Raw genomic sequence first — 23999 nt, 5'->3', positions numbered from 1 at the left:
CCAGATTGGTACCCAGAGAAGAAACAGGTTCATGACAAGCTTGCCCGATGTGACACCGACCAGCGACGATCCGGAACGGAGGGCATGGGTCCGCCTGTTCGAGGCCGATCCCGACGGGGTGATTGCTTGTCCGTCCTGCGATACGCTGCATGTGGCAGAGACGATCGCGCCGGGGCAGGTCGCGCGGTGCAAGCGCTGCCATTTCACCCTGATCGCTCCGCGACGGGATACTTTGAACCGGACCCTGGCGCTGGCGCTCACCTCGGCCATCCTTATGGTGGCCATGCTCAGCTTTCCTTTCTTGACTCTGACCCGGCAGGGCTTGTCCAACGAGGTGTCGATCCTTGGCATGATCGGCGGCCTTGCGCATGGCTGGTACATGTTGCTGGCCTTTGTCGTCGCAATGTTCGTGGTCGGCGTGCCGATGCTGCGGGCGGGTGCCTTGATCTATGTGGTCTGGGGGCTGCGCCAGAAACGCGCGCCGCGCGCCGCGCGCGAGGTGTTTCGCCTGGCCGAGGCGATGGCGCCCTGGGCCATGACCGAGGTGTTTCTGATCGGGACCGGGGTTGCCCTGGTCAAGGTGGCTGGGCTGGCGCGTGTGGGCTTTGAGGAGGCATTCTGGATCTTCTGCGTGATGGTGCTTGTGCTTGCGCTCAAGAATGCCTCGGTCTGCCGCTGGACGATCTGGACTATGATCCGGGAGCGGCAGGAATGATGCGCGCGACGGATATCGGCTGGATCGGCTGCCACAATTGTGGCGCCGTTCATTCCAAGGGAGGGCAGACGTGCCGCACCTGTGGTTCGGCCCTGCATCACCGGTTGCCCAACAGCATGCAGAAGCTTTGGGCCTGGCTGCTCACCGGTATCTTTTTCCTGATCCCCGCCAATCTTTACCCGCTCTTGAGCAACGAGATCTTCGGCCATGAGGAAGGCCACACGATCCTTGAAGGGATCCTTCTCTTTGCCCAGTCCGGGGACTACTTGGTCGCCGGGGTGATCTTCCTTGCCAGTTTTGTCATCCCGTTTTTCAAGGTCGCGGTGATCGCGACGCTGGCCCTTTCGATACAGCATGGCTGGCAGCTGTCCCCAAGGCTGCGGCACGTGCTTTACGAGTTTGTCGAGTTCATCGGGCGCTGGTCCATGATTGACGTGTTTGTTGTGGCATTGCTGACCGGTCTGGTGCATCTGGGGGCAATCCTGGCGTTTCTGCCGGGGGCGGGGGCGATCTGTTTCGCATTGTCAGTGATCTGTACAATGCTTTCGGCACAGGCGCTTGACGCCAAGTTGATCTGGGACGGTGTAACGAATGAATGACGACATGGAACTTGCCCGTCCCGAGGTGGAGACCAGCCGGGCGCGCGGCTGGCGCGGCCTGTCTCTGGTCTGGCTTGTGCCTGTCGCCGCGGTTGCGGGCGCGATGGGGCTGGCCTGGCAGAACTATGCCAACCGCGATGTCCCGATCCGCATCGCCTTTGCCGACGCAACCGGGATCGAACCCGGTAAGACCGAGATTCGATATCGCGAAGTTGGTGTTGGTACTGTTCGGTCGCTGCAATTCAGCGACGATCTCAATCAGGTCGTGGCGCATGCGGAAATCAACCGTGACCTGGCCCGCTATCTGGATAAGGACACGCGGTTCTGGCTGGTGACGGCGCGCGTCGGCCCGGGCGGTATCAGCGGGCTCAATACCTTGTTGTCAGGGTCCTATATCGCCGCGGACTGGGATGCGGAAACCGGAGACTCGTCACGGGATTTTGTTGCAGAAGAAGTTTCACCCGTGGTGCCGCCGGGAACCAAGGGGCGGCCCGTGGTGCTGGTGGCGCCCGATAGTGGCTCGGTCTCGGTCGGCGCGCCGATCCTGCACAAGGGGGTGCAGATGGGCAAGGTTGCCGCCGTGCGCTTCGACCCACTCAGCGGCTCGGTCCTGATCAGCGGCTTCATCGAGGCGCCGTATGACAAGATGATTACCTCGGGCACGCGATTCTGGAATGTGTCGGGTATCGGCCTGGAACTGGGCGAGGGCGGCATTCAGCTGAAAGTGGACAGTCTGGCTTCGCTGTTGCAGGGCGGGATTGCCTTTGACACGCCGGTATCGGGTGGCGAGGCGGTGGGCCGGCGGCCGGTGTTCGACCTCTATCCCAACGAAGCATCCGCGCGCGACGCCCTGCTGGGGGACACCCTTCAGGCGACGGTCGAGATCATGTCGAGTTTCGAAGGGTCCGTGCGCGGGCTGAGAGTTGGCTCTGAGGTTCTGTTTCGGGGCGTCAAGGTGGGTCAGGTCAAGCATATGACTGCCCAGGTCGACGAAGTCGAAGGCCAGTCCCCGGAAATCAGGATGCAGGTCCTTTATACGGTCGAGCCTTCTCGCCTGGGGCTGCACGACGTAAAGACCGCCGAGGATACCTTGTCGCTGTTGTCCACCATGGTGGAGCGCGGCGGGTTGCGGGCACGGCTTATGCCTGCGTCGTTGTTCTCTGGTGGGCTGGTGGTACAGCTTGTCGAAGACAACCAGGCAGAGTCCGCTGTCATCGACCAGAAAACGGCGCCGTTCCCGATCATGCCCTCCTTGCCGACACCGCCAGACACGCTGGCCGTCGCATCCCAGAACGTGCTTGACCGGGTGGCCGCCTTGCCGGTCGAAGAATTGATGCAGCGCGCGATCACGTTGTTGGACAACGTCAATTCCATCGTCGCCGACGGCGATACGCGTGCCTTGCCTGCCGATATCCGCAGCGTGCTCGACAATGTGAATTCGGTGGCCGGCTCGGAAAGCCTGCGGACGCTGCCCGACGATCTGCGTCAGGCTGTGGCTTCGGTAAATGCGGTTCTGGACCGGTTCACACAGGATGAGGGCTCACAGAAACTGGTTGCCGCACTCGAAGAGGTGCGCGTGGCCGCGACCTATGTGACGGAGTTCAGCGCAGAACTGCCGGCTTTGGTGTCCAACATTGACCGGCTGGTGGCCAAGGCCGATGCACTGCCGCTCGAGGATGTGGTGGCTTCGGCCGGTGACGTCCTGCAAACAGCCAATGCGTTCCTTGAGAAAGAGGACGTAACCCGTGTGCCTGCCGCGCTTTCCGCTGCGCTGGAGCAGGCGGAGAAAACCCTGGCCTCGATCGACACGACGGTGGGTTCGGTCAACGAAACACTTGGCCGGTTCGAGGAACAGCAGGTGTCCCAGACCCTGATCGACGCATTGAACGACGTGCGCACAGCCGCCGCCAATGTCGAGGATGCCAGCGCCGGGTTGCCGTCGCTGGTGGAAGACATCGACAGGCTGGTGGCAACGGCGAATGAATTGCCGTTGGGCGATGTGGTGGCCTCGGCCGATCAGGTGATGCAGTCGGCGGACGCCTTCCTGCGCAACGAGGACATGGAAAAGGTGCCCGGCGCCCTGTCGGGCGCATTGGAGCAGGTGCAGCAGGTACTGGCCGAGTTGCAGGCGGGTGGTGCGGTCGAAAACCTGAACCGCACCCTGGAAACCGCAAGCTCGGCCGCAGAGTCGGTGGCGCTTGCGGTCAAGGATCTACCCGAGCTTGCCCAGCGGCTGGACGATCTGGCCGACAGCGCCGAAGCGACCATCGGAGCCTATGGGCCGGGCTCTCCGGTCAATCGCGAGGTGCAGGCCGCCATCGGCGATCTGCGCGCCACGGTCCGGTCGCTGAACGCACTGGTCGAAGCCATCCGGCGAAAACCCAATTCCCTATTGGTAGGACGTTGACCTATGAGAAAGCTGTTTTCCGTTGCACTGATTGCACTTGCGGCCTGTAGTGCACCCGAGGAGCGATATCTTTTGCCGGAAATCACCGGTGTCGACACCTATCGGACAGGGGTGCGCACGGTACAGGTCGCCCGGATGGATCTGCCTGCCTATGTCAGCGACAGCGAGATCACGCTGCTGGGTGACGACGGCGTGTTGCGACCGACCAAGGCGGGATTCTGGGCCGACGATCCCGAGCGGGCCATGAGCGAGATGCTGGCGGCTGGACTGGATCAGGCTCTCAGCGCCTCTGTCGCCGCCGATCCGTGGCCGTTCGAGACCCCCGCCGATGTTCAGGTGGCGGTCAAGGTGCATCGGCTGTCTGGCGTTCCGGGGCAGAACTTGTTGTTTTCCGGACAATATTTTCTGACTTCTCCCGCCCATGGTCACCTTGAGAAGGCATATCGGTATTCGTATTCCGTACCGATGACCGGGCCCACGATACAGGCTATGGCCCAGGCGCAGACCGAGGCGATGCGGCAACTGGTCAACGATATCGCGCGACGGATTGCAAAGGGTTGATTCTATTTGATATCAATGGGATAACGGATCTTTCTAAAGTAATTCGATGATTGATTTCCCAAGCCGGAAGGGCGCGGCAAAGCTGACAAGGCAAAGCGCCAGGATTTGCAGAACCAGGATATGGGCATTGGCTTTGAGGTATTCCCACTCCGACTTCAGCTTGCCAATCTGTTCGATCAGTTCGTCATAGGCGTCGGCCAGAATTTGAAAATCGCCCGCAATTGCAGGGACTTTGCGGCGCATGTTCTGCAAGGCGGCCTGTGTAGGTTCGTCCAAGGTGGTGAATACCAGGAATTCGCTGACGTCGAATGCATCCACTTTTTCGGTCATGCCCTTCATCGTATTGGATGCCGAACCGGCGCTGCCGAAGAGGAAATGCAGGTTGGCCAGGGGGGCGACCTCCTTTGTGACCTCGATAAAGAGCGGCAGTTCAGCATTGGTGGCTGTGGACGCTGACAGGAATTCTACTTTGTTACATAGTTCTTTAATATCAGCATCATATGCTGGGTCGCAAAAGCGCAACCTGAACCGCGCGGCATCGCGATCGAAGGCGGTTGTGGCGGCGTAGGCGATGTCGATCTGGCGGTCCAGGCGGGAATGGTCCGATTTGTACAAACCCGCCAGCACCGCAACCAGCGCCCCCAAACCGCCCAGGACAACCCAGACGAGGTCGGCGAGTTTCCAGGCCCGGTGGCCTGCGGGCTTGTGCAGCAAGAGCCAACCGGTTCCGACGCAGCCGGTCAGGAAACAGACGAGGATCAGGGGTAACTGGTTGTCGGCAATGAAAATCATTCCGCGAAGTTAGGGGGTTTGCCAGTGGTCGGGCAAGAGGTCAAACCGACTTGTGATAGCGCGCGGGACGGATAGACTTGGGTCCGGGGATGGAGGGAGAATGCGGGTGTTTTACCGGATCTTAGTCCTTGGGATTTTCTTGATTGTGACGGTAAATCAAGGGCTTGCGCAGCTTTTGTTGATCGATATCGATCTGTCCGAGCAGCGGATGCAGGTGCTGGACAGTGGTGCGGTGACGCATGACTGGCCGGTCTCCACGGCGCGGCCGGGCAAATGTACACCCACTGGAACCTTTACCCCATACCTCCTCAAGCGTGAACACTACTCGACGCTTTACGACGGCGCGCCGATGCCGTTTTCCATATTCTTTTCAGGGAATTACGCCATTCACGGCACGACGCAGACCGACCGTCTGGGCACGCCTGCCTCGGCCGGGTGCGTGCGGTTGGATCCGGAGAATGCGGAAGTGTTGTTCAACCGGGTGCGCGAGGTGGGCAAGGAGGAAACGCGGGTGGTGATCCACGAGTGACGGGGTTTTGTACCGCAAATTGACCGTTTTGTACCCCCGCTGGCACCCCGATTGACCGTTTTGTACAGGGGGCGGGTGTGACACCGCCCCGCCGTGAGGTTGCCTTGGGGGGAAAGACTGGGGGCTTACTTGCCCTTGTCGCGGCCTGCGACAGGGGCGGGTTTCGCCATTCCGGCGGTGGCCAGGACCTTGGGCTTTTCCTTTTTCGGCTTCTTGGCCTCGCGGTTGCCGCGATTCTTTTCCTTGGACATGGATGTTTTCTCCTGACGGGTCCGGCGGGCACCATGCCTGCCGGGAGGGGTAGCTTGGCCGTTGCTCTGGGTGTCAGGGTTGCCTGACCCAAAGGGGCCAGGGCGATGAGACTTTCGACGCAGCAGGGGCGCGGGGCCTCGCGGTCAACCGCCGCCTGCATGGGGGAATCTATGCTTGGGTTTGGGGTGCCGCAAGGGGGGTGACGGGGGATGGGGGCGGTATTTTTGTGGGGATATGAGGGCGGTGGGCAGGGGGCGGTGGGCAGGACTGCCCACCCTACGCAGGCTAGGTGTTGGTCCAATTGCAGGATGCGGAGCATCCTGCACGCGCCCGACCCGCCCCCAGGGCGGGCGCGTTCCGCACCCACCCTCGGGCCAGGCGCGACGGTTGTTGAGGGCAGGAGCGGTGGGCAACAATGCCCACCCTACGCTGGCTCGTGATCACCCTCATAGAACTCCTTCTGGCTTCCCGCAAACCTCTCGGAAATAGGATTAGCCAGCTTTGAGAAGTTTGATTGCATCTCCAGTAGCTCTAAAGGGAATTTGCTTAGAGAGTTTGAACAAGCTAGAATGCCGACATGAACAATGACCCAACATGCGATCATGTTTTGATAGATTTTGACAGCTTCAGCATCCAGTTTGAGCAGCGCCACTGTTGCGCTTCTGGTCGCTTGGTCTGCCTCTAATCCAAGGCCAATTCCATCGGCATGTAAGTAGTTACTGCATATCCCATAATCATAAAGCATCGGTGAAAGTGGGAAGTTAAAACCGAGAGAGCAAAGAGATTTTTCTACTTTAGGAAGAATTCTCGTAAACGCCCATTTCTGATCAAGAGCGTTTCTTTCAGTTTTTGAAAGAACGGAAGGCGCAGATTTCGCATCCTTTTCGACACGTGAGAAAACAACTTTGGCGAAGTTATCGCTAAACGCTCCAGAAAATGACACGACGTCAGCCGCTCTCTTCTGTAATCTGTAGTTCTGAGTTTTGGGCAAGGTTATCGCTAGTTCTTGAGCGAGTTTTGACGCTTCATCTGGTGCAGAGGTTGCGATGTATGCGGCTCGCATTGTCGCTTCGAACGCGCTCCGCATAAGGATCGCGGCGCATTCGTTCGAATGATCGAGCAGCAGAGAATCCACGCCGCGGCACACTAGGTTCAAGTGTAGGCAAAGTTTCTCGACGATTTGATTGACTTCTTCGCCGGAAATTTTTGAAATTGCGTCCCACGAATTCGCTTGAAGTAAGTCTATGATACTCCAAGCGCTTTCGCGAACTGGGGCGAGATCATTGGTCACTCAATGAAACCTTCGAAAATACCCTTCAAACATCCAGCTCCTCCACGAACCGTGCGTTTTCCTGGATGTACTGGAACCGCAATTCGGGCTTCTTGCCCATCAGCCGTTCCACCAGGTCGCCGGTCTCGCCGGGTTCGTCCTCGTCGATGGTGACTCGGATCAGCTTGCGGGTTTCGGGGTTCATGGTGGTGTCTTTCAGGTCCTTGGCGTCCATTTCGCCCAGGCCCTTGAAGCGGGAGACGTCGATCTTGCCCTTGCCGCCCAGACCCTTGGCCAGCCAGTCGTCGCGCTCGCGCTCGTCCAGGCAATAGACGCGTTTGGCGCCCTGGGTCAGGCGGTAGAGCGGTGGGCAGGCCAGATACAGGTGGCCGGTGTCGATCATCGGGCGCATCTGGGTAAAGAAGAAGGTCATCAGGAGCGAGGCGATATGGGCGCCGTCGACATCGGCGTCGGTCATGATGATGATCTTGTCATAGCGCAGGTCATCCACGTTGAACCGTGTCCCCAGCCCGACGCCCAGCGCCTGGGTCAGGTCGCTGATTTCCTGGTTGGAGCCGAGTTTCGAGGAGGCCGCGCCCAGCACGTTCAGGATCTTGCCCCGCAGGGGCAAGAGCGCCTGTGTCTTGCGGTCGCGCGCCATCTTGGCCGAGCCGCCGGCGCTGTCGCCTTCGACGATGAAAAGCTCGGTGCCCTCGCGCGAGGTGGCCGAGCAATCGACCAGCTTGCCGGGCAGGCGCAGTTTCTTGGTGGCGGATTTGCGCTGGGTTTCCTTTTCCTGCCGGCGGCGGATGCGTTCCTCGGCGCGGAGCACCAGGAAGTCGAGGATGGCGCCCGCGGATTTGGTATCGGCGGCGAGCCAGTTGTCGAAATGGTCGCGCACGGCGCCTTCGACCAGGCGCTGCGCCTCGACGGTGGCGAGGCGGTCCTTGGTCTGGCCCACGAACTCGGGCTCGCTGATGAAACACGAGACCAGCGCGCAGCCACCCGTCAGCAGATCCTCGCGGGTGATCTGGGCGGCCTTCTTGTTGTTGATCAGCTCGCCATAGGCGCGGATGCCCTTGAGGACGGCGGACCAGAACCCGGCCTCGTGCGTGCCGCCCTCGGGGGTGGGGACGGTGTTACAATAGGACTGGATGAAGCCGTCGCGGGACGGGGTCCAGTTGATTGCCCATTCGACCTTGCCGGGCGTGTTGAATTTCTCGGTGAAGTCGACGGTACCGGCAAAGGGCTGCTCGGCATAGGTCGAGGCGCTGCCGAGCGTCTCCTTGAGGTAGTCGGCCAGGCCGCCGGGGAAGTGGAAGGTGGCCTCGGTGGGCGTTTCGCCGTCGTCGATGGCGGATTTCCAGCGAATCTCGACGCCGGAGAAGAGGTAGGCCTTGGAGCGGATGGATTTGAACAGGCGGGCGGGCTTGAACCGGTGGTGGCCGAAGATTTCCTCGTCGGCGTGGAAGGTAACGGTGGTGCCGCGCCGGTTGGGGGCGGCGCCGATCTGCTGGATCGGGCCGAGGGGTACTCCGCGCGAGAAACGCTGCTCGTAGAGTTGCTTGTCGCGGGCCACCTGTACGACCATGGAATCGGAGAGCGCGTTCACCACCGAGGCGCCGACGCCGTGCAGGCCGCCCGAGGTCTGATAGGCTTTCCCTGAGAACTTGCCGCCCGCGTGCAGGGTGCAGAGAATGACCTCGAGCGCTGATTTTCCGGGGAATTTCGGGTGCGGGTCGACCGGGATGCCACGGCCGTTGTCGCGCACGGTGAGCGCGTAATCGGCGTGCAGTTCCACCTCGATCCGGTTGGCGAACCCGGCCACGGCCTCGTCCATCGAGTTGTCGAGGATTTCGGCCACCATGTGATGCAGCGCCCGCTCGTCGGTGCCGCCGATATACATGCCGGGACGTTTGCGGACGGGTTCCAGCCCTTCGAGCACCTCGATCGAGGAGGCGTCGTAGGTGGCGGTGTTGGCTCCGCTGAGAAGATCTTCGGGCATGGCGCTGCTCTTGTTCTTGGGTTGGCCTGCATTATGGCAGGTGATGTGGTCGGGGGAAAGAGGGACGCTAAGGGTTGTGGACAACTCGGGGTGGCTGGAACAAGAATGCCGGCCCGAAGGCCGGCATGCCAAGTTGCCGATTGGTCCCGGTTCAGCCGGGGGTGTACCAGATGGGCGAGGTATAGGCGCGCTCCTGCGTTTCCATCGGGCTTTCGGCGGGTACCTCTGCGCCCATGCGGAAGGCGTCATAGGCTGTCCAGCGTGGTGTCGGAATCTCGATCACGCGGGCATAGTAGAACGCCGGCTGCGAGGGGTCGAAATCGGGATCGGTCCAGACGGTTCCCATTTCGCCCAGGCCAATCGTGTTGGTCCAGGTTGCGCGTGCGACATCCACGGTGGACCCGATGGCGGGGAGCTTGCCGTTTGCGTCGGGTTCGCGGTCGCCTGCCCAGACCACGTCATACACCTGTTCGTGCGTTTCGCCCGCGCTGTCCATCCAGCCCTTGACGATCTGGATCCGGTCGAGATTGCCGCCGATCGGGTCCTTGAGCGCATAGACCATGAAGTTCGGCGCTGTGGCTCCTTCGGGGGCTGCGGACAGATCGCCGCCCATCGGCGCGCCCTTGGCGTACCCCAGCGCGGCGGGCGTGCGCGAGGTCAGGTCGTCCATCGTGTAGTCCCAACCGCCGAAGAAACGGACCCCGATCCGCGAACCGGTGGTAGCATAGACCTCCTTGCGCTCCATCGCGTCAAAGATCGCCTCGCGGGTGTTCTCGGCGGCCCAGACCGCAGCGAGACCCGAGGCCACCATCTCCCATCCGAGGATCGCGACATCGCCGAACTGGCCGACGATATGAGAGGGGCGCTGCGGGTTCGGTTCGGCGCCGGAGTGCTTGCCGAAGAAGTTGTCCTCTTGCGCGGTGGCAAGCGAGGTGTGGCTGTCGGTCGAACCGACCATGCCGAACTTGTAGGGGTTGGTGCCAAGGCGGGCTTCGAGCTTGAGCCCGGTTTTCAGCGCTTCACGGGCGTATTCGCCCGCCAGCATCGAATCTTCCTTCAGTTCGGACAGGTTCAGGTTGCCCTTGTCCCATGTCTCGTAATCGGCGAACTCGTCATTGGGGCTGAGGAAGGGGTGTGTCTCGCCGTCGCCCTTGATCTGGGTGACCTCGTACATCGGTTCCCATCTTGCCCGCGTTTGAACGTACTCCTCGTCCAGCTCGGTGCCGTCGTATTGCGCCGTTTCCGGGAACATGATGCCGTTCGAGAGGTTGCCGTTATGCGCCAGTGCCAGGACATCGCCGCGCGTCACCTGCTCGTAATTGGCCATCCATTTCCACAGGTCGCGCGGGTTGATGGAGCCCGCCGGGCTTTCGGTGGTGAACGGGTCGAGCATACCCGCCTTTTGCCCATTGTCGCGGTAGATCACGACCCGGTGCATGTTGCCGCCCTGGATCAGCGAGGTCCATTCGTAGCCGATGAAACTGGTGAAAAGCCCCGGCTCATAGGCTTCTTCGGCGGCCGCGATCTGGCGCTGCCAGACCGAGCGGAACGGTTTGGTCCCGGCCTCTACCGCGAGGGCCGGAGAGAGGACCTGTCCGCGCGAATAGGCGTCGATCAGTTCCAATGCGGCAGCCACGCCCTCGTCGCCGCCATTGGCCACCATCGTGGCGATACGGTTGCCTTCGGCGTCGGACATGATGGCCGGGTCCTGGGCATTGATCATGTCAAAGAGGCCCATGTTGTCGGAATGGTCGGCCACGACCAGCCAGTCGAGCGGGCGCGACAGCCGGGCCATGAAGCCGGTCGTCGCCTGTACTTCCTGCCCCTTGGCAAAGCGATAGGCCGCGCGCGCATCCAGCCGATTGCCAAAGGCGCCCGCATCGAATGAGGTCGAGGTGTGCAGGTGTGTGTCACCCCAGAGCGGCCTGTCGGGGATGCCCCGTTGCGCGTAGGGCGAATAGGACTTGCCCGGAAAAGCCTTGGAAAGGCTGGATCCGTCCGGGGTCGGTTCGAACGCGGTGGCCGCAGACGCGCCAAAGATGCAAAGAGCCGCGGAGATGAGGTATGTGTGCCGCATGAAAGGCTCCAAATCTCGAGATCAATATTCGCATTCTAGCATGTAATCGGCATTTTCGGAAAACTTCTCGTCGCGACGGTCTGTTTGGGGGCTGGGTCCACCTGTTCACGACGACCGGAAAGGAGATGCGCACCGTGGCGCGCGAGGGTTACTCTGGCACACCCGCTGCGGCGGCTGCGTTGTAGAGGCGTTCGCGGTTCTCGGCCAGCTTGAACGCCTTTACCAGGCCCCATTCGGACAGGCGGAAATCGGGCCAGAGTTCCAGCAGTTGCGCGACGGTGGCGGCGGCCTCGTCGTGTTTGCCAAGCAGATGCTGGGTTGCCGCCAGCCAGACATAGGCATTGGGATTGCGGACGGCAAAGCCGGTGATCCGTTGCAGGCGCAACTCTTCGGATTTGGCATAATTGCCGTTCATGAAATAGGCGTTGGCGAGGAAGGCCACCCCCCGGATCGTGTCATGCGGGCTGATGCGTCGGGCCAGTTCCAGGTGGCGGACCGCCTCGGCGGCCTCGCCCGCGAAATAGAGCTGGAAGCCCATGAAGAGGTTCTCTTCGTATCCGTTGGGCTGGATCTGGAGCGCCCGCCGGGCCGCGCGGACGGCCGCGTCATGGTTGCCGTTGGACAGTTGCGCCCCGGCCAGCGCGATATAGGACCAGGCGAATTCGGGGTCGATCTCGATGGCTTTCTCGGCAAACTCCAGCGATTTGCGCGCGTCCTCCTTGGGCGAGGGGCCGAACCTGAGCCGCGCCTTGACCGAGTGGTTGAAGGCAAGACCGGCATAGCCGCCGGCGAATTGCGGGTCGAGCGCGATGGCCTCGGAAAACAGTCTCTCACCCTCTTCGACGTTTTCCCGGCCCGGGGACTGGACCAGCCGGCGGGCCCGGAGAAAGGCATCGTAGGCGTCAATGTTGGTCGTGTACTTTTGCAGGAGCCGGTCGTGTTCCGACGCCTTGAGGGTCACGGCCATGGCGCGGACGACCTGCCGGGTAACGTCCAGTTGAACCGCAAAAACATCGCTGATGTCACGGTCGTAACGCTCGCCCCAGATGGTGTTGCCCCGGAGGGCATCGGTCAGTTGCGCAGTGATCCGGACATTGCCGCCCGAGCGGCGCACGCTGCCTTGCAGGACGTGGCGCACGCCGAATTCCTCGGCCACGTCGCTGATTTTCACGTCCTTGCCCCGGAAGGAGAAGGAGGAGCTGCCAGCGACCACGAAGATGCCGGAGACCTTGGAGATATCGGTGATGATGTCCTCGGTGATGCCATCCGCGAAATAGTCCTGATCGTCGGTTTCCGAGAGGTTGACGAAGGGCAGGACGGCGACCGAGGGCCGGTCGGGCAGGCTCAGCTTCATCCGGTTGATCGAGGCGGGTTCGGACCGGGTTGCCCAGGGGGGCAATAGGGCGAGAGCGAGCCCTGCCACCAGCACCAGACCGGCCAGGACCAACGCTGTTCTGCGCGCGGGCCGTGGGGTGGGGCGGGTCTGCGCTGCGGCCTCGACCAGCCGGAAGGTCCGTACGGGCTCGGGGATGTTCTTGACCTTCTGGGGGCCCAGGTCCTGGAACCCGACCGAGAGCCGGTTTCTGACCTGATCGAAGGTGCTGCCGGAAATCGTGATGCCGCCCGGTTCGGCCAGGCTTTCAAGACGGGCGGCGATATTGACCGCGTCGCCCAGCAGATCGTCGCCATCGACCATCACATCGCCGACATTGATGCCGATGCGCAGGTGCATCTGGTGATCCGGCGGAAGGTTTGCGTTTTCCTCGGCCAGTCTTTCCTGCGCCGTCATGGCGCAACGGACGGCTTCGACGGCGCTGCCGAACTCGGCGATGACGCTGTCTCCGGCGGTGCCGAACACCCGCCCGCGATGGCGCGCGATCAGGTCCATGAGGATGTCCCGGTGCGATTTCAGGGTGCGCAAGGCCGCCTCTTCGTCGCGCGCAACGAGGCGGCTGTACCCTGCCACATCGGCGGCGAGGATCGTGGTCAGCCTGCGCTGGACAGCTTCGTCGGCCATGTGCGAGCGCTCCCTTGCGGGTCAAGTTTATGTGGCGCAGGGGTTGGTGTCTATCGCGCGGGGCGCTTCGGTTTGGGTCGGGACGGTTGCCGGTGAGGTGGACTTTCACCAGAGGCCGATCACACCTAGGGTGAGCGTGAACCCGAACGGAGAGAACCGTATGAGCTGGATCAGGACCATTCCCTTTGCCGAGGCCACCGGCAAGCTGAGGAAGCTTTATGACCGGGTGACCGGGCCGGGGGGCAATGTGGACAACATCATGATGGCCCATTCCCTGCGCCCGCATTCGATGGAAGGGCATATGGTGCTGTACAAGAACGTGCTGCACCATACCGGCAACGCCATTCCGAAATGGTTTCTGGAGACGCTTGGGGTCTGGGTCAGTTCGCTCAATGGTTGCGCCTATTGCGTGGAGCATCATTTCGCGGGGCTGGTACGGCTGTTGGGCGACGGCGCCCGCAGCGACGCCATTCGGGCGGCAATCGAGGATCGCGCCCCGGATGGGGCGCCCCTGGATGCGCGCGAGCGGGCGGCGATGGTCTATGCGCGCAAGCTGACAGAGACACCGGCGCTGATGGTCGAGAGCGATGTGGAAGCACTGCGCGCGGCGGGATGGGAGGATGGCGAGATCCTGGAGATCAACCAGGTCTGCGCCTATTTCTCCTATGCCAATCGCACGGTGCTGGGCCTGGGCTGTTCGACCGATGGCGACGTGCTGGGCCTGTCGCCGGGCAATTCCGAGGACCCAGATGACTGGGGACACCGCTAGGGGGCGCTGCCCCCCGGTGCAGAATTCGCAGAATTCTGTCACCTCCCCCCGGAGTATTTGCAGCAAAGCGAAGAGGCGGGGCGGTCTTTGCGACGGAAAGGTTTGGCGATTTGTAACGTTTTCTTGACACGGATCAACGCGGGCTGCGGGCGCGGCGGATATAGTGACGCGCGAACCAGACAGACCAGACCGTTAGCGAGGAGACAGAACCGTTGGATACAGCAAAGCGCATCGTTCCGCAGGAAGACAAGCAAACCACCGCCAGCCTGGAGGCTCCGGCAGAGGTGGCGGCGCCGGTCGCGGCCCTGGAGGCTGTTCCGGAGCCTGTGGCCGATGCGTCGGCTGACCTCGTGACGGAGCCTCGGCCCGCGCGGACGCGCCGGGTGGTGATGCCGACGCCCGAGAATGTGCGCCACGCGTTCGAGAGCGGCAAATACCCTTATGTGCGCAAGATGGCGCGCCGCCCCTATGAGGCGGAAAAGGCGCGCTTGCAGGCGGAGCTGCTGAAGGTACAGCTCTGGGCGCAGGAGACCGGCGAGCGCTTTGTCCTGCTGTTCGAGGGGCGCGATGCCGCGGGCAAGGGCGGCACCATCAAGCGGTTCATGGAGCACCTGAACCCGCGCCAGGCCCGCGTTGTCGCCCTGAACAAGCCCACCTGGGAGGAAAAGGGCCAGTGGTACTACCAGCGCTATGTGCAGGAGCTGCCCACGGTGGGGGAAATGGTGTTCTATGACCGCTCCTGGTACAACCGGGCCGGGGTCGAGCGGGTGATGGGGTTCTGCACACCGAACGAATACCTGGAATTCATGCGCCAGACGCCGGAACTGGAGCGGATGTTGGTACGCTCGGGCATCCGGCTGTACAAGTACTGGTTCTCGGTCACGCAGGAGGAACAGCAGCGCCGGTTCACCGCGCGCGAGACCGATCCGCTGAAACAGTGGAAACTGTCGCCCATCGACAAGGCGAGCCTGGACAAGTGGGACGATTACACCGAGGCCAAGGAGGCGATGTTCTTTTACACCGACACCGCCGATGCGCCCTGGACCATCATCAAGTCGAACGACAAGAAACGCGCGCGCCTGAACTGCATGCGGCATTTCCTGTCGACCATCGACTATCCCGGCAAGGATATGGAGGTGGTGGGTGCGCCCGATCCGCTGATCGTGGGCCGCGCCCATCACGTGATCCACAAGTCCGAGCATATCCTGGGTACCGCCCTGCATCCCGACCAGCGGGCCAGGCAGGACTGAGATCAGTCGCCGCCGCCCGCGGCGAGCGCGCGCTGAAAGGCCGGGCGCGCGGCCATGTCGGCGCTGAACTCGGCGAGCCGGGGAAACTCGGCTTCGCGGCCCAGCCGCGCCACCACGCCCGCGGGAAAGCTGAGCAGGATGTCGGCGGCGCTGAGCCCATCCAGCACGAAATGGCCCGAGGGGCGCAGGCTGTTCTCCATAAAGCGGAAATGGCTGGTCAGTTCCGACTGGATGCGCGGATGCAGCGGCGCGCCTGCCTCGCCCAAGAGGCCGACATAGAGATTGAGCAGGATCGGCGTCATCACCGAGCCTTCGGCGAAATGCATCAGCTCCAGATGTTCGGCCCAGGCCGGGCTGTCCTGCGGCGGCATCATCTGTGGTGCATGGCGGGTGCAGAGATAGTCGACGATGGCGCCGGACTCGGCCAGCCGGATACCGTCGGTCTCGATCACCGGCGATTTGCCCAGCGGGTGGATGGCGCGCAGTTCGGGCGGGGCGAGGCGGGTCTTGGGGTCGCGCTCGTACCGGATGACCTTGTAGGGCAGGCCCAGTTCCTCGAGCAGCCAGAGGATGCGCAGCGAGCGGGATTGGGCGAGATGATGGACGGTGATCATGGGGCGGTCTCCGGTTGGGGCATCCAGTTCAGGATGGCGGCGGCGACCCGGTCGGGCGCCTGATGGCACAGCCAGTGGTCGGTGCCGGGGATGGTGATGCGGGTGAGGTTTGGTGCGAATTCTTCAAGCCTCTCGGTCGCCTCGGGCAGCAGCGCGCGGTCGTCCGGCCCCCAGAGCAGCAGATGCGGGCAGCGCACGTGCAGCCGGTCGAGCGGCAGCGCGGGCAGGTCGGTGCGGGGTTGTCCGGGGGCAGCGATCACCAGTGGCGAGGCGCGGTACCAGTTGAGCATGGCGTCGAGCCTGCCGGGGCGCGCCCATTCGGCCTTGTATTCCGCCAGCCGTCCAGGGCTGAGCCAGCCATACCCGCCCATGTGACGGGTGAAGAAATCGGCCAGCGCCTTGTAATCATTGGCGGCAAAGTGCTGCGTCGCCTCGGGCGCGCGCAGGGCGTTCATGTATTGCGAGGCCGCCGATTGCGCGCCGCCCGCCGCCAGCGCGCGCTGGAACGGCACCGGGTGCACGCCATTGGCGATGATCAGGCGGTCGACCAGTTCGGGGCGGAACATGGCCAGCCCATAGGCCACCGCCGCGCCCCAGTCATGCCCCAGCACGGTGAGCGGTGTGCCAAGGGTTTCAGCCAGCGCCGTCATGTCCGCAACGAGGTGGGAGGCCACATAGTGGCCTGCTCCTTCCGGGGTCCAACTCTGGCCATAGCCGCGCTGGTCAGGGGCGATGCAGTGGAACCGCTGGGCGAGATGCGGGGCGAGGTCGGACCAAGCACCGCCGTACTCGGGAAAGCCGTGCAGCATCAGGAGCGGCGGCAGCGCGGGATCGCCCCAGCGGCGGAGAAAGAAGCCTTGTCCGTTGAGCGTTACGGTTTCGGTTTGCATGGCGCGCTCCGGGATCTGATCGCCGCAGTCAAGCAGGTTGCGAGCCTGCGGGAAAGATGTGGCGTTCAGTGACCTTTCGTCAGCGTCTCAAATGTGAGGGCGCGGGCAGAGGTGGGGGCGAAACCGACAAAGCTGTCGTCAAGGTAGCGCTGCATGGTCTTGTCGCCCTTCAGATGCAGCGACAGGAAGGCGGTGGCGAAATGCTGCGCGATGTTGTTCATGCGGACCGTATCCCAGACCGGATCGGCGTAATGTTCGAACGGGATGAAGTCGAGCGCGGGGGATGCGGCCCAGCTCTCGGCCGGGGCGGGGATGGGCGCGGCGGCATTGTGACTGGCCCCCTGAAAGGTGAGCAGGTGGCGGGTGGTGCCGGTGGTCTGCTCGAAGATACCGCGCATGGCGGCATAGTCCGAGACCTCGTCAAGGCTGCCCGCCATGATCATCAGCGGTTTGGCCAGTTGGGCAAGGCCGGGAGAGTCCCAGATGCCCCGGTGATTGCCCCAGGGGCCGATGGCGATGGCGGCGCGCACGCGCGGGTCGATCAGGGCCGCGTGGGTGTCGGACCCGGAGACATGCCGTGACAGCAGCCCGTCGGACGGCGCGAAATCGGCGGTGGTGGCGGTGCGGCTGACACCGGCGCCACCAAAGACCAGCGCGCCGTAGCCACCCATGGAATAGCCGATGACGCCGGTGTGGTCGGTATCGGCCTGCGGCACGGTTTCGGCGACATGGTCGATCACGGCGCGCTGGTCGAGCGGGCGGTGATAGAGCGTGGCACCAAAGGCGCCCTGGTCGGCATAGGTGCTGTCGGCGTGATCGGGGGCGGCAGCGATGAACCCGCGCGAGGCCAGCGTTTCGCCCAGATGCGACATCAGGAACCTGTTTCCCGGATAGCCATGCGAGATCACCACCAGCGGGAAGCGGCCCTGGGCGGGGGTGGCATCGCGGGCGGCGCGGCCGAGGAGGCGGGTGGTGGTCTGCCCGTCGCGGATCAGCGTATCATAGTGGCCGTCCGGTGGGGTGTCGGGCGCGGCAGGGTACCAGAGCTCGACCGTCATTGGCCGGTTATAGAGCGGCTGGCTGTCCTCGGTGGCGCGGGCCACGTCGATCCGGCCGGGAATGTCGAGTTGCGAGGTCCGCACACCCACCGGATGCGGGCCATATCCGGCCTGTTCCGGGGCGTCGGGGCGAACGGTGTCGATACGGTTGGGGATCTGGGACATGGGTCAGTCTGCCAGCAGGGCGGAGAGCGCCGCCTGAAAGGGTTTGAGCCGGTCGAAATCGCTGGTCAAGTGCGCCAGAACGTCGGTCAGACCGGCGTCATGGTCGAACCAGAGCGAGAGGGATTTGCGGCGGGCCAGATCCGCGAGCGGGTCGCCGGGTGAGATCGGCGGTGCGGGGCGCTTGAGCTCGGGCTCGGACAGGCGCGCGCCCTGGGCTGTGAGCGCGTTTATCTCGGCTTGCAGCGCCGGACCGAGGGCGGGCAGGCGGTCGCGATAGCGGGCGAGGGCGGCCGCGTCGAACCCCATCCGTCCGCCGCCCGAAGTGACATAGTTGGACGAGAGACCAAAGAAGTATTGCGCGCCATCGGGCGTGGTCCACAACAGGTGCAGATGGGTGTTGTAGGGCGTCTTGTCCTTGGAAAATCGCACATCGCGCTGCGGGCGAAAGAGCTTGGTCGCGGTGCCGGGGCCCAGATGCGCGGCGATCTGGTCCAGCAGGATCAGCGCGGGGGTCTTCAGCCCGGCGTCGTAGCGCGCCTTGTGCAGGGTGAACCAGTCGCGGCTGTTGTTGGCGGCAAGCTCGGTCAGAAAGGCGCGCGCTTCGGGGATCAGTCGGGCAAGGGGATCGGTCATATTGGCCTCCGTCTGGGGGCGAGCCTAGCACGGGGGAGGTCAACGGGAAGGGGAAAGATCGCGCTTGCCCTTGCCGCGGGTGCCGCCTAAGCCTGATCGGATGACCCAGATGATGACATATGGCGGCCATGCTCGCGCGATTGCTGTTCTGGGCCTGCCGTTGATCGGCGGGCACCTGGCGCAATTTGCCATTGGCCTGACCGACACGGTCATGCTGGGCTGGTACGGGGTCGAGGCGCTGGCAGCGGTGACGCTGGGCCACAGCTATTTCTTTGTGTTGTTCCTGATGGGCGCGGGCTTTGGCTGGGCGGTGATGCCGATGGTGGCGGCGGCGGCAGCAGAGCGAGACGAGACCAGCATCCGCCGGGCGACGCGGATGGGGCTTTGGGCCTCGCTGATCTTTGCCACGCTGGCGATGCCCCTGCTGATCTGGTCGCAGCCGATCCTGCTGGCGCTGGGACAGGAGACCGAGATCGCCGCCATGGCGGCGGAATACTTGCGGGTCGCGGGTTGGGGTATGATCCCGGCGCTGATGGTGATGGTGCTGAAATCCTACCTCGCGGCGCTGGAGCGGACACAGGTCGTGTTCTGGATCACGGTCCTGGCGGTCTTTGTCAATGCGGCGGCGAATTATGCGCTGATCTTCGGCAACTGGGGCGCGCCGGAACTGGGGATCACCGGGGCGGCGATTGCCTCGATCTGCACACAGGCGGTGTCGCTGGTGGCGGTGGTGGCCTATGCGCTGTGGGTTCTGCCGCAACATACGCTGTTCCGGCGGTTTTGGCGGCCGGATACCGAGATGCTCCGCCGGGTGGTGCGCCTGGGTGTGCCGATTGCGCTCACGAACCTGGCCGAGGTGAGCCTGTTTTCCGCTTCCGCCGTGATGATGGGCTGGCTTGGCGCGGTGCCGCTGGCCGCGCATGGGATCGCGATCCAGCTGGCGGCAGCCACGTTCATGGTGCATCTGGGCCTGTCTAACGCGGCGACGATCCGGGCGGGCAATGCCTATGGCCGACGTGACAGGGAGCATATGGCGCGGGGCGGCAAGGTGGTGATCGCGATGTCGCTGATGATGTCGCTGGCCACCATCACGCTGTTTCTGACCTGCGCCGAGCCGCTGATCTCGCTCTTCATGGAGCCGGACGACCCGAACCGGCCCCAGATCCTGGCCATCGGGGCGGGGCTGTTGGCGATGGCGGCGCTGTTCCAGCTTGTCGATGGTGCGCAGGTAATGGCGCTGGGCCTGTTGCGCGGGGTGCAGGACACCACCGTGCCGATGGTGATGGCGGCGGTCAGCTATTGGGTCGTGGGCATACCGGCCTCTTACGGCCTGGGGTTTCTCCTGGGATGGGAGGGCATCGGTGTCTGGGCCGGGTTGGTGCTGGGGCTGTTTTTTGCCGGGATCCTGCTGATGGCGCGGTTCTGGGGCCGGTCGATCAAGGCGGTGACCTAGCGCCGGGCTCACATTTTCTTGGCAAGAGAATGGCACAGAACATTTTTTCAAAATTCTGGTTGCGCTACCGGCCCAGCCGTTCCAGCAGGCGGCAATAGGCGGTCTGGCCGCGGCGGAAATTCTCCAGGCGGAAGAACTCGTTGGGGGCGTGCAGGTTCTCGTCGGCGATGGAAAAGCCGAACATGACCCCATGTACGCCAAGCGCGCGCAGGAACAGCGTCATGATCGGGATCGAGCCGCCGACGCGGGTGACATAGGGATCGGCGCCATAGACCTCGCGCAGCACCTCGCCCGCCGCCTGGGTGGCATTATGGCCGCGGGGCACGAGAAAGGGGTCGGCATCGCCTGCCAGATGCTCGATGCGGGCCGTCACACCGGGCGGTGTGTGGGCCGCGACATGAGCGGCGATCAGCTCGGCGATGCGCTCTGGGCGCTGGTTGGCGACCAGACGGCAGGTGATCTTGGCGCTGGCGCGGGCGGGCAGGACCGTCTTGCTGCCAGCGCCCTGGTAGCCGCCGGTCAGCCCGTTCAGCTCCAGCGTGGGCCGGGCCCAGAGCCGTTCGCGCACGGTGTAGCCTTCCTCGCCAAACGCCTCTGTCACGCCCAGTTCGGCGCAATACTCTGCCTCGTCAAAGGGGACGCGGGCGATGTCCTCTTTGTCTTCCACCGTCAGCTCGACCACATCGTCATAGAAGCCGTCGATGGTGATCCGGCCGGTCTGTGCGTCCTTCATCGAGGCGAGGATCTGGCTGAGCGCCATCAGCGGGTTGTTGATGCCGCCGCCGTGCAAGCCGGAATGCTGATCCGCCTGCGCGCCCTCGACGATCAACTCGACGCCGACCAGCCCCTTGAGCCCCATCACCAGCTGCGCCTCGTCCGCTGTCCATTGCAGGCCGTCGGCGGAAAAGATCATGTCGCAGGAGAGCCGTCGCGCCTGGGCGGCGATGAAGGGCGGCATGTCGGGCGAGCCGATTTCCTCCTGCCCTTCGAACAGGAACTTGACGTTGACGGGCAGGCGGCCGGTGGTGGCGAGCAGCGCCTCGGTGGCGAGGATGGGGATGAACATGCCGCCCTTGTCGTCCGAGGCGCCGCGTCCCCAGACGCGGCCGTCGCGGATCTCGGGCTGGAAGGGCGGGCTCAGCCAGAGGTCGAAGGGCTCGGCAGGCTGCACGTCGAAATGGCCGTAGATCAGCACCGTGGGCTTGTCCGCCCCGGCATGCAGCCAGTCGCCGTAAACCGCCGGGTGGCCGGTGGTGGGCAGAACCGCGGTGTTCTCGATCCCCGCCTTGTCCAGGCGCGCGGCGACCCATTGGGCGGCGCGTTCGACATCCGGCATATGGTCGGGCTTGGCCGAGACCGAGGGGATGGCGACGAAATCCAGAAGCTCCTGCTCGAAGCGGGTTTGGTTCGTGTCGAGATAGTCCTGCCAGCCCATGTCCTGTCTCCTCCAACAAGCCTTGTGGGGACAGTACGGCAATCGTGGGGGCTGGCAAGGGCCGGGCTTAGCCCTTGGTCAGGCGGTCGGCCTTCTTGCGCACCAGGACGGAGCGCAGATCGTGCATGGCCAGAAGCAGCGAGTCGGTGACCTCTTCCAGTTGCGCGTCGCTGGCCTTGGACTGAACCCAGTGGGTCGTCAGGTTGAGGTAGTCCACCGCCCGCAGGATATCGTCGATGTCGCGACGGGCCAGCAGCTCGGTCCGTTCAGTCATCCAGCGTTTGATGGCCTTCATGTCCTCGGGCGTGAGGTCGCGGCCGCCATGGGGTTTCACCTCGCCATTCTTGATGTTGACCATGGCGATCTGGTCCATCTCGATCCGGCGCTGGCGGTTCTCGGTGTCCACGCGAAAGACAAAGGCGCCGTTCTCGCGGATCCGGAAGTAATAGTCTGGCAGCTCGGCGCCCATGCGCGGCCTCTCCTTCGTTTAGCGTTCAGACCAACGACGCGCAGAAGCGCTGGATGCGGGTGCAGGCCTCGGTCAGGGCCGCGTCCGAGGCAGCGTAGCTGACCCGGAAGTTCGGCGAAAGCCCGAAGGCGGCGCCAAAGACGACGGCCACGTCGGCCTTTTCCAGCAGGGCGGTGCAGAAGGTTTCATCACTGTCGATCAGGGTGCCGGCGGGGGTCGTCTTGCCAATCAGCCCGGCGATCGAGGGATAGACATAGAAGGCGCCCTCGGGCGTCGGGCAGTCGATGCCGTCGACCGCGTTCAGCATCGAGATCACCAGGTCGCGGCGGCGTTTGAACAGCGCGGCGTTCGGGGCCAGGAATTCTTGCGTGCCATTGAGCGCCTCGACCGCCGCCCATTGGCTGATGGTGCAGGGATTCGAGGTGGACTGCGACTGGACCTTGCGCATGGCGGTGATCAGTTCCACCGGACCCGCGGCATAGCCGATGCGCCAGCCGGTCATGGCATAGGCCTTGGACACGCCATTGCAGGTGAGCGTGCGGGGGTAGAGCCCCGGTTCGACCTGCGCGGGGGTGCAGAATTCGAACCCGTCATAGGCCAGATGTTCGTACATGTCGTCGGTCATCACCCAGACATGCGGGTGCCGCATCAATACGTCGGTCAGGGCCTTGAGCTCGGCCCGGCTGTAGCCCGCGCCGGTGGGGTTCGAGGGCGAGTTGAAGATGAACCATTTGGTGTTGGGCGTGATCGCCGAGTCCAGCTGTTCGGCGGTCAGCTTGAACCGCGTGTCGAGCGAGGTTTCGACCACCACGGGCGTGCCACCCGCGAGCAGCACCATGTCGGGGTAGCTGACCCAGTAGGGCGCGGGGATGATCACCTCGTCTCCCGGATTGAGCGTCGCCATGAAGGCGTTGTAGAGCGTCTGTTTCCCGCCCGTGCCGACCGAGACCTGCGCGGGCGTGTATTCCAGCCCGTGGTCACGTTTCATCTTGGCGCAGACCGCCTGTTTCAGCTCGATGATGCCGTCGGGGGCGGTGTATTTGGTCTTGCCCGCGGCGATGGCGGCGACGGCGGCGTCCTTGATGTTCTGCGGGGTGTCGAAATCGGGCTCGCCCGCGCTGAGGCCGATGATGTCGCGGCCTGCGGCCTTGAGCTCGGCCGCCTTGGCGGTCATCGCGACGGTGGGCGAGGGTTTGACGCGGGACAATGTCGCAGACAGGAAACTCATGGGCGGCCTCGGTTTGAATGTTGGGCGCGACTGTCATAGGGTGCGCCCGAGCGGCGATCAAGCCGTATGCAGACCCGGAAGGACCAGGACGATGAGCGACATGACCGACTATTACGGACAGGACTCGGCAACCTTTGGCGACCGCTTGGCGGCAGCGCGCGAAGCGGCGGACATGACACAGGCGCAACTGGCCCGCAGGCTGGGGGTGAAAAAGTCGACTATCGCGAGCTGGGAAGAGGATTTGTCCGAACCGCGCGCCAACCGCTTGCAAATGGTGGCGGGAATGCTGAACGTGTCGATCATGTGGCTGATCACTGGCGAAGGCCAGGGGACGGAGATGACCGACGGGGAAGACGACAGCAACCGTGATATGGCGGCGTGGCTGTCGGAGCTGCGCGAGCTGCGCACGCTGTTGCAGGCCTCGGCCGGGCGGGTGGCCAAGCTGGAAAAGGCGGTGCGCCGGAGGATGGAGGTTGACGCGTGAACGAAACCCGGGAAAACCGCATCAAGCGGATGCAGATGCGGTCGATGCGGCGCGGGATCAAGGAAATGGACCTGATCCTGTCGGCCTATGCCGAACGTAATCTGGCCGGTATGGATGTCGCGGCGCTGGATCTCTATGACGCGCTGCTGCACGAAAACGACCAGGACCTGTACCAATGGGTCACCGGGCAGGTCCCGGCGCCTGAGCGGTTTGGCGATCTGATCCAGGATATCTCGCAAACGTTTCAAAAATAACACAGATTCCGACTTAACTGAATCTTTGGCTTTTCTGCCCAGAGTGTCTTGCAGGCATGGGCGAGTCGGAGAG

General features: G+C 63.5%; 23 protein-coding genes. 10 read left to right on the top strand and 13 right to left on the bottom strand.

The window, feature by feature from the left end:
* Positions 1-31 precede the first annotated feature (31 nt).
* Genes OEZ49_RS08855 through OEZ49_RS08840 form a run of 4 tightly spaced genes read left to right on the top strand, consistent with a single transcriptional unit; the run spans position 32 to position 4282 of the window.
* Positions 32-715, top strand: a complete 684-nt coding sequence (locus OEZ49_RS08855; RefSeq protein WP_263387967.1) for a paraquat-inducible protein A — start codon at positions 32-34, stop codon at positions 713-715.
* Complete coding sequence (locus tag OEZ49_RS08850; RefSeq protein ID WP_263387966.1) at positions 712-1314, top strand: paraquat-inducible protein A; 603 nt, start codon at positions 712-714, stop codon at positions 1312-1314. Before OEZ49_RS08855 ends, OEZ49_RS08850 begins: the two co-directional genes overlap by 4 nt.
* Positions 1307-3721 (top strand): MlaD family protein, encoded by a 2415-nt coding sequence (locus OEZ49_RS08845; protein WP_263387965.1) that lies wholly within the window; start codon positions 1307-1309, stop codon positions 3719-3721. The genes OEZ49_RS08850 and OEZ49_RS08845 overlap by 8 nt, the downstream gene beginning before the upstream one ends.
* Before the next feature lie 3 nt (positions 3722-3724).
* Entirely contained in the window at positions 3725-4282 is a 558-nt protein-coding gene (locus OEZ49_RS08840) for a PqiC family protein (protein WP_263387964.1), read from the top strand.
* 33 nt (positions 4283-4315) lie between these two features.
* Here OEZ49_RS08840 and OEZ49_RS08835 read toward each other — a convergent pair whose 3' ends face one another.
* The gene (locus OEZ49_RS08835; protein WP_263387963.1) at positions 4316-5074 is read right to left on the bottom strand and encodes a hypothetical protein; all 759 of its coding nucleotides are present in this window, start codon (positions 5072-5074) and stop codon (positions 4316-4318) included.
* Positions 5075-5252: 178 nt separating this feature from the next.
* On the opposite strand from OEZ49_RS08835, the gene OEZ49_RS08830 reads away from it, so the two are divergent.
* Entirely contained in the window at positions 5253-5603 is a 351-nt protein-coding gene (locus tag OEZ49_RS08830) for a L,D-transpeptidase (RefSeq protein ID WP_263387962.1), read from the top strand.
* A 125-nt stretch (positions 5604-5728) separates the two neighbouring features.
* Here the strand turns inward: OEZ49_RS08830 and OEZ49_RS08825 are convergent, their stop codons facing one another.
* The 5 genes from OEZ49_RS08825 to OEZ49_RS08805 form a co-directional block, all read right to left on the bottom strand.
* A complete protein-coding gene (locus OEZ49_RS08825) occupies positions 5729-5854 on the bottom strand; it encodes a hypothetical protein (RefSeq protein ID WP_255455806.1) in 126 nt (41 codons plus the stop codon).
* A gap of 425 nt (positions 5855-6279) precedes the next feature.
* On the bottom strand, positions 6280-7146 hold the full coding sequence (locus OEZ49_RS08820; protein ID WP_263387961.1) for a hypothetical protein: 867 nt from the start codon (positions 7144-7146) through the stop codon (positions 6280-6282).
* A 25-nt stretch (positions 7147-7171) separates the two neighbouring features.
* Positions 7172-9130, bottom strand: coding sequence for a DNA topoisomerase IV subunit B (parE, locus tag OEZ49_RS08815; RefSeq protein ID WP_263387960.1), 1959 nt, complete (start codon positions 9128-9130; stop codon positions 7172-7174).
* Between the two features lie 151 nt (positions 9131-9281).
* Positions 9282-11207, bottom strand: coding sequence for a DUF3604 domain-containing protein (locus tag OEZ49_RS08810; RefSeq protein ID WP_263387959.1), 1926 nt, complete (start codon positions 11205-11207; stop codon positions 9282-9284).
* Between the two features lie 148 nt (positions 11208-11355).
* A complete protein-coding gene (locus OEZ49_RS08805; protein WP_263387958.1) occupies positions 11356-13224 on the bottom strand; it encodes an adenylate/guanylate cyclase domain-containing protein in 1869 nt (622 codons plus the stop codon).
* A 160-nt stretch (positions 13225-13384) separates the two neighbouring features.
* On the opposite strand from OEZ49_RS08805, the gene OEZ49_RS08800 reads away from it, so the two are divergent.
* Both OEZ49_RS08800 and ppk2 read left to right on the top strand, forming a co-directional pair.
* A complete protein-coding gene (locus OEZ49_RS08800) occupies positions 13385-13993 on the top strand; it encodes a carboxymuconolactone decarboxylase family protein (protein ID WP_164132459.1) in 609 nt (202 codons plus the stop codon).
* A 350-nt stretch (positions 13994-14343) separates the two neighbouring features.
* Positions 14344-15243, top strand: coding sequence for a polyphosphate kinase 2 (ppk2, locus tag OEZ49_RS08795; RefSeq protein ID WP_263388027.1), 900 nt, complete (start codon positions 14344-14346; stop codon positions 15241-15243).
* A 2-nt stretch (positions 15244-15245) separates the two neighbouring features.
* On the opposite strand, the gene OEZ49_RS08790 is transcribed toward ppk2, so the two are convergent.
* The 4 genes from OEZ49_RS08790 to OEZ49_RS08775 all read right to left on the bottom strand — a co-directional run bounded on the left by OEZ49_RS08790 (position 15246) and on the right by OEZ49_RS08775 (position 18603).
* Complete coding sequence (locus OEZ49_RS08790) at positions 15246-15857, bottom strand: glutathione S-transferase family protein (protein WP_263387957.1); 612 nt, start codon at positions 15855-15857, stop codon at positions 15246-15248.
* A complete protein-coding gene (locus OEZ49_RS08785; RefSeq protein WP_263387956.1) occupies positions 15854-16747 on the bottom strand; it encodes an alpha/beta fold hydrolase in 894 nt (297 codons plus the stop codon). Before OEZ49_RS08785 ends, OEZ49_RS08790 begins: the two co-directional genes overlap by 4 nt.
* A gap of 65 nt (positions 16748-16812) precedes the next feature.
* Positions 16813-17970: an alpha/beta hydrolase family protein gene (locus tag OEZ49_RS08780; RefSeq protein ID WP_263387955.1), complete on the bottom strand. Its 1158-nt coding sequence runs from the start codon at positions 17968-17970 to the stop codon at positions 16813-16815.
* Between the two features lie 3 nt (positions 17971-17973).
* Positions 17974-18603, bottom strand: coding sequence for a TIGR02453 family protein (locus tag OEZ49_RS08775; protein ID WP_263387954.1), 630 nt, complete (start codon positions 18601-18603; stop codon positions 17974-17976).
* Positions 18604-18703: 100 nt separating this feature from the next.
* Here OEZ49_RS08775 and OEZ49_RS08770 point away from each other — a divergent pair, with 100 nt between their 5' ends.
* Entirely contained in the window at positions 18704-20056 is a 1353-nt protein-coding gene (locus OEZ49_RS08770; protein ID WP_263387953.1) for an MATE family efflux transporter, read from the top strand.
* A gap of 64 nt (positions 20057-20120) precedes the next feature.
* On the opposite strand, the gene OEZ49_RS08765 is transcribed toward OEZ49_RS08770, so the two are convergent.
* The 3 genes from OEZ49_RS08765 to OEZ49_RS08755 form a co-directional block, all read right to left on the bottom strand.
* Positions 20121-21491 (bottom strand): dipeptidase, encoded by a 1371-nt coding sequence (locus OEZ49_RS08765; RefSeq protein WP_164132454.1) that lies wholly within the window; start codon positions 21489-21491, stop codon positions 20121-20123.
* A gap of 67 nt (positions 21492-21558) precedes the next feature.
* Positions 21559-21960 (bottom strand): hypothetical protein, encoded by a 402-nt coding sequence (locus OEZ49_RS08760; RefSeq protein WP_164132453.1) that lies wholly within the window; start codon positions 21958-21960, stop codon positions 21559-21561.
* Between the two features lie 25 nt (positions 21961-21985).
* The gene (locus OEZ49_RS08755) at positions 21986-23188 is read right to left on the bottom strand and encodes a pyridoxal phosphate-dependent aminotransferase (RefSeq protein ID WP_263387952.1); all 1203 of its coding nucleotides are present in this window, start codon (positions 23186-23188) and stop codon (positions 21986-21988) included.
* Positions 23189-23279: 91 nt separating this feature from the next.
* Here OEZ49_RS08755 and OEZ49_RS08750 point away from each other — a divergent pair, with 91 nt between their 5' ends.
* Positions 23280-23672 carry a helix-turn-helix domain-containing protein gene (locus OEZ49_RS08750; RefSeq protein WP_263387951.1) on the top strand — a complete coding sequence of 131 codons (393 nt, stop codon included), beginning with the start codon at positions 23280-23282 and terminating at the stop codon, positions 23670-23672.
* The gene (locus OEZ49_RS08745) at positions 23669-23926 is read left to right on the top strand and encodes a succinate dehydrogenase assembly factor 2 (protein WP_164132450.1); all 258 of its coding nucleotides are present in this window, start codon (positions 23669-23671) and stop codon (positions 23924-23926) included. The genes OEZ49_RS08750 and OEZ49_RS08745 overlap by 4 nt, the downstream gene beginning before the upstream one ends.
* Positions 23927-23999 lie beyond the last annotated feature (73 nt).

This window comes from Ruegeria marisflavi (genome assembly GCF_025673445.1).
Taxonomy (GTDB): Bacteria; Pseudomonadota; Alphaproteobacteria; order Rhodobacterales; family Rhodobacteraceae; genus Ruegeria_B; species Ruegeria_B marisflavi.
The sequence above is the reverse complement of the archived record's forward strand: the minus strand, read 5'-3'. Positions and strand labels throughout refer to the sequence as shown.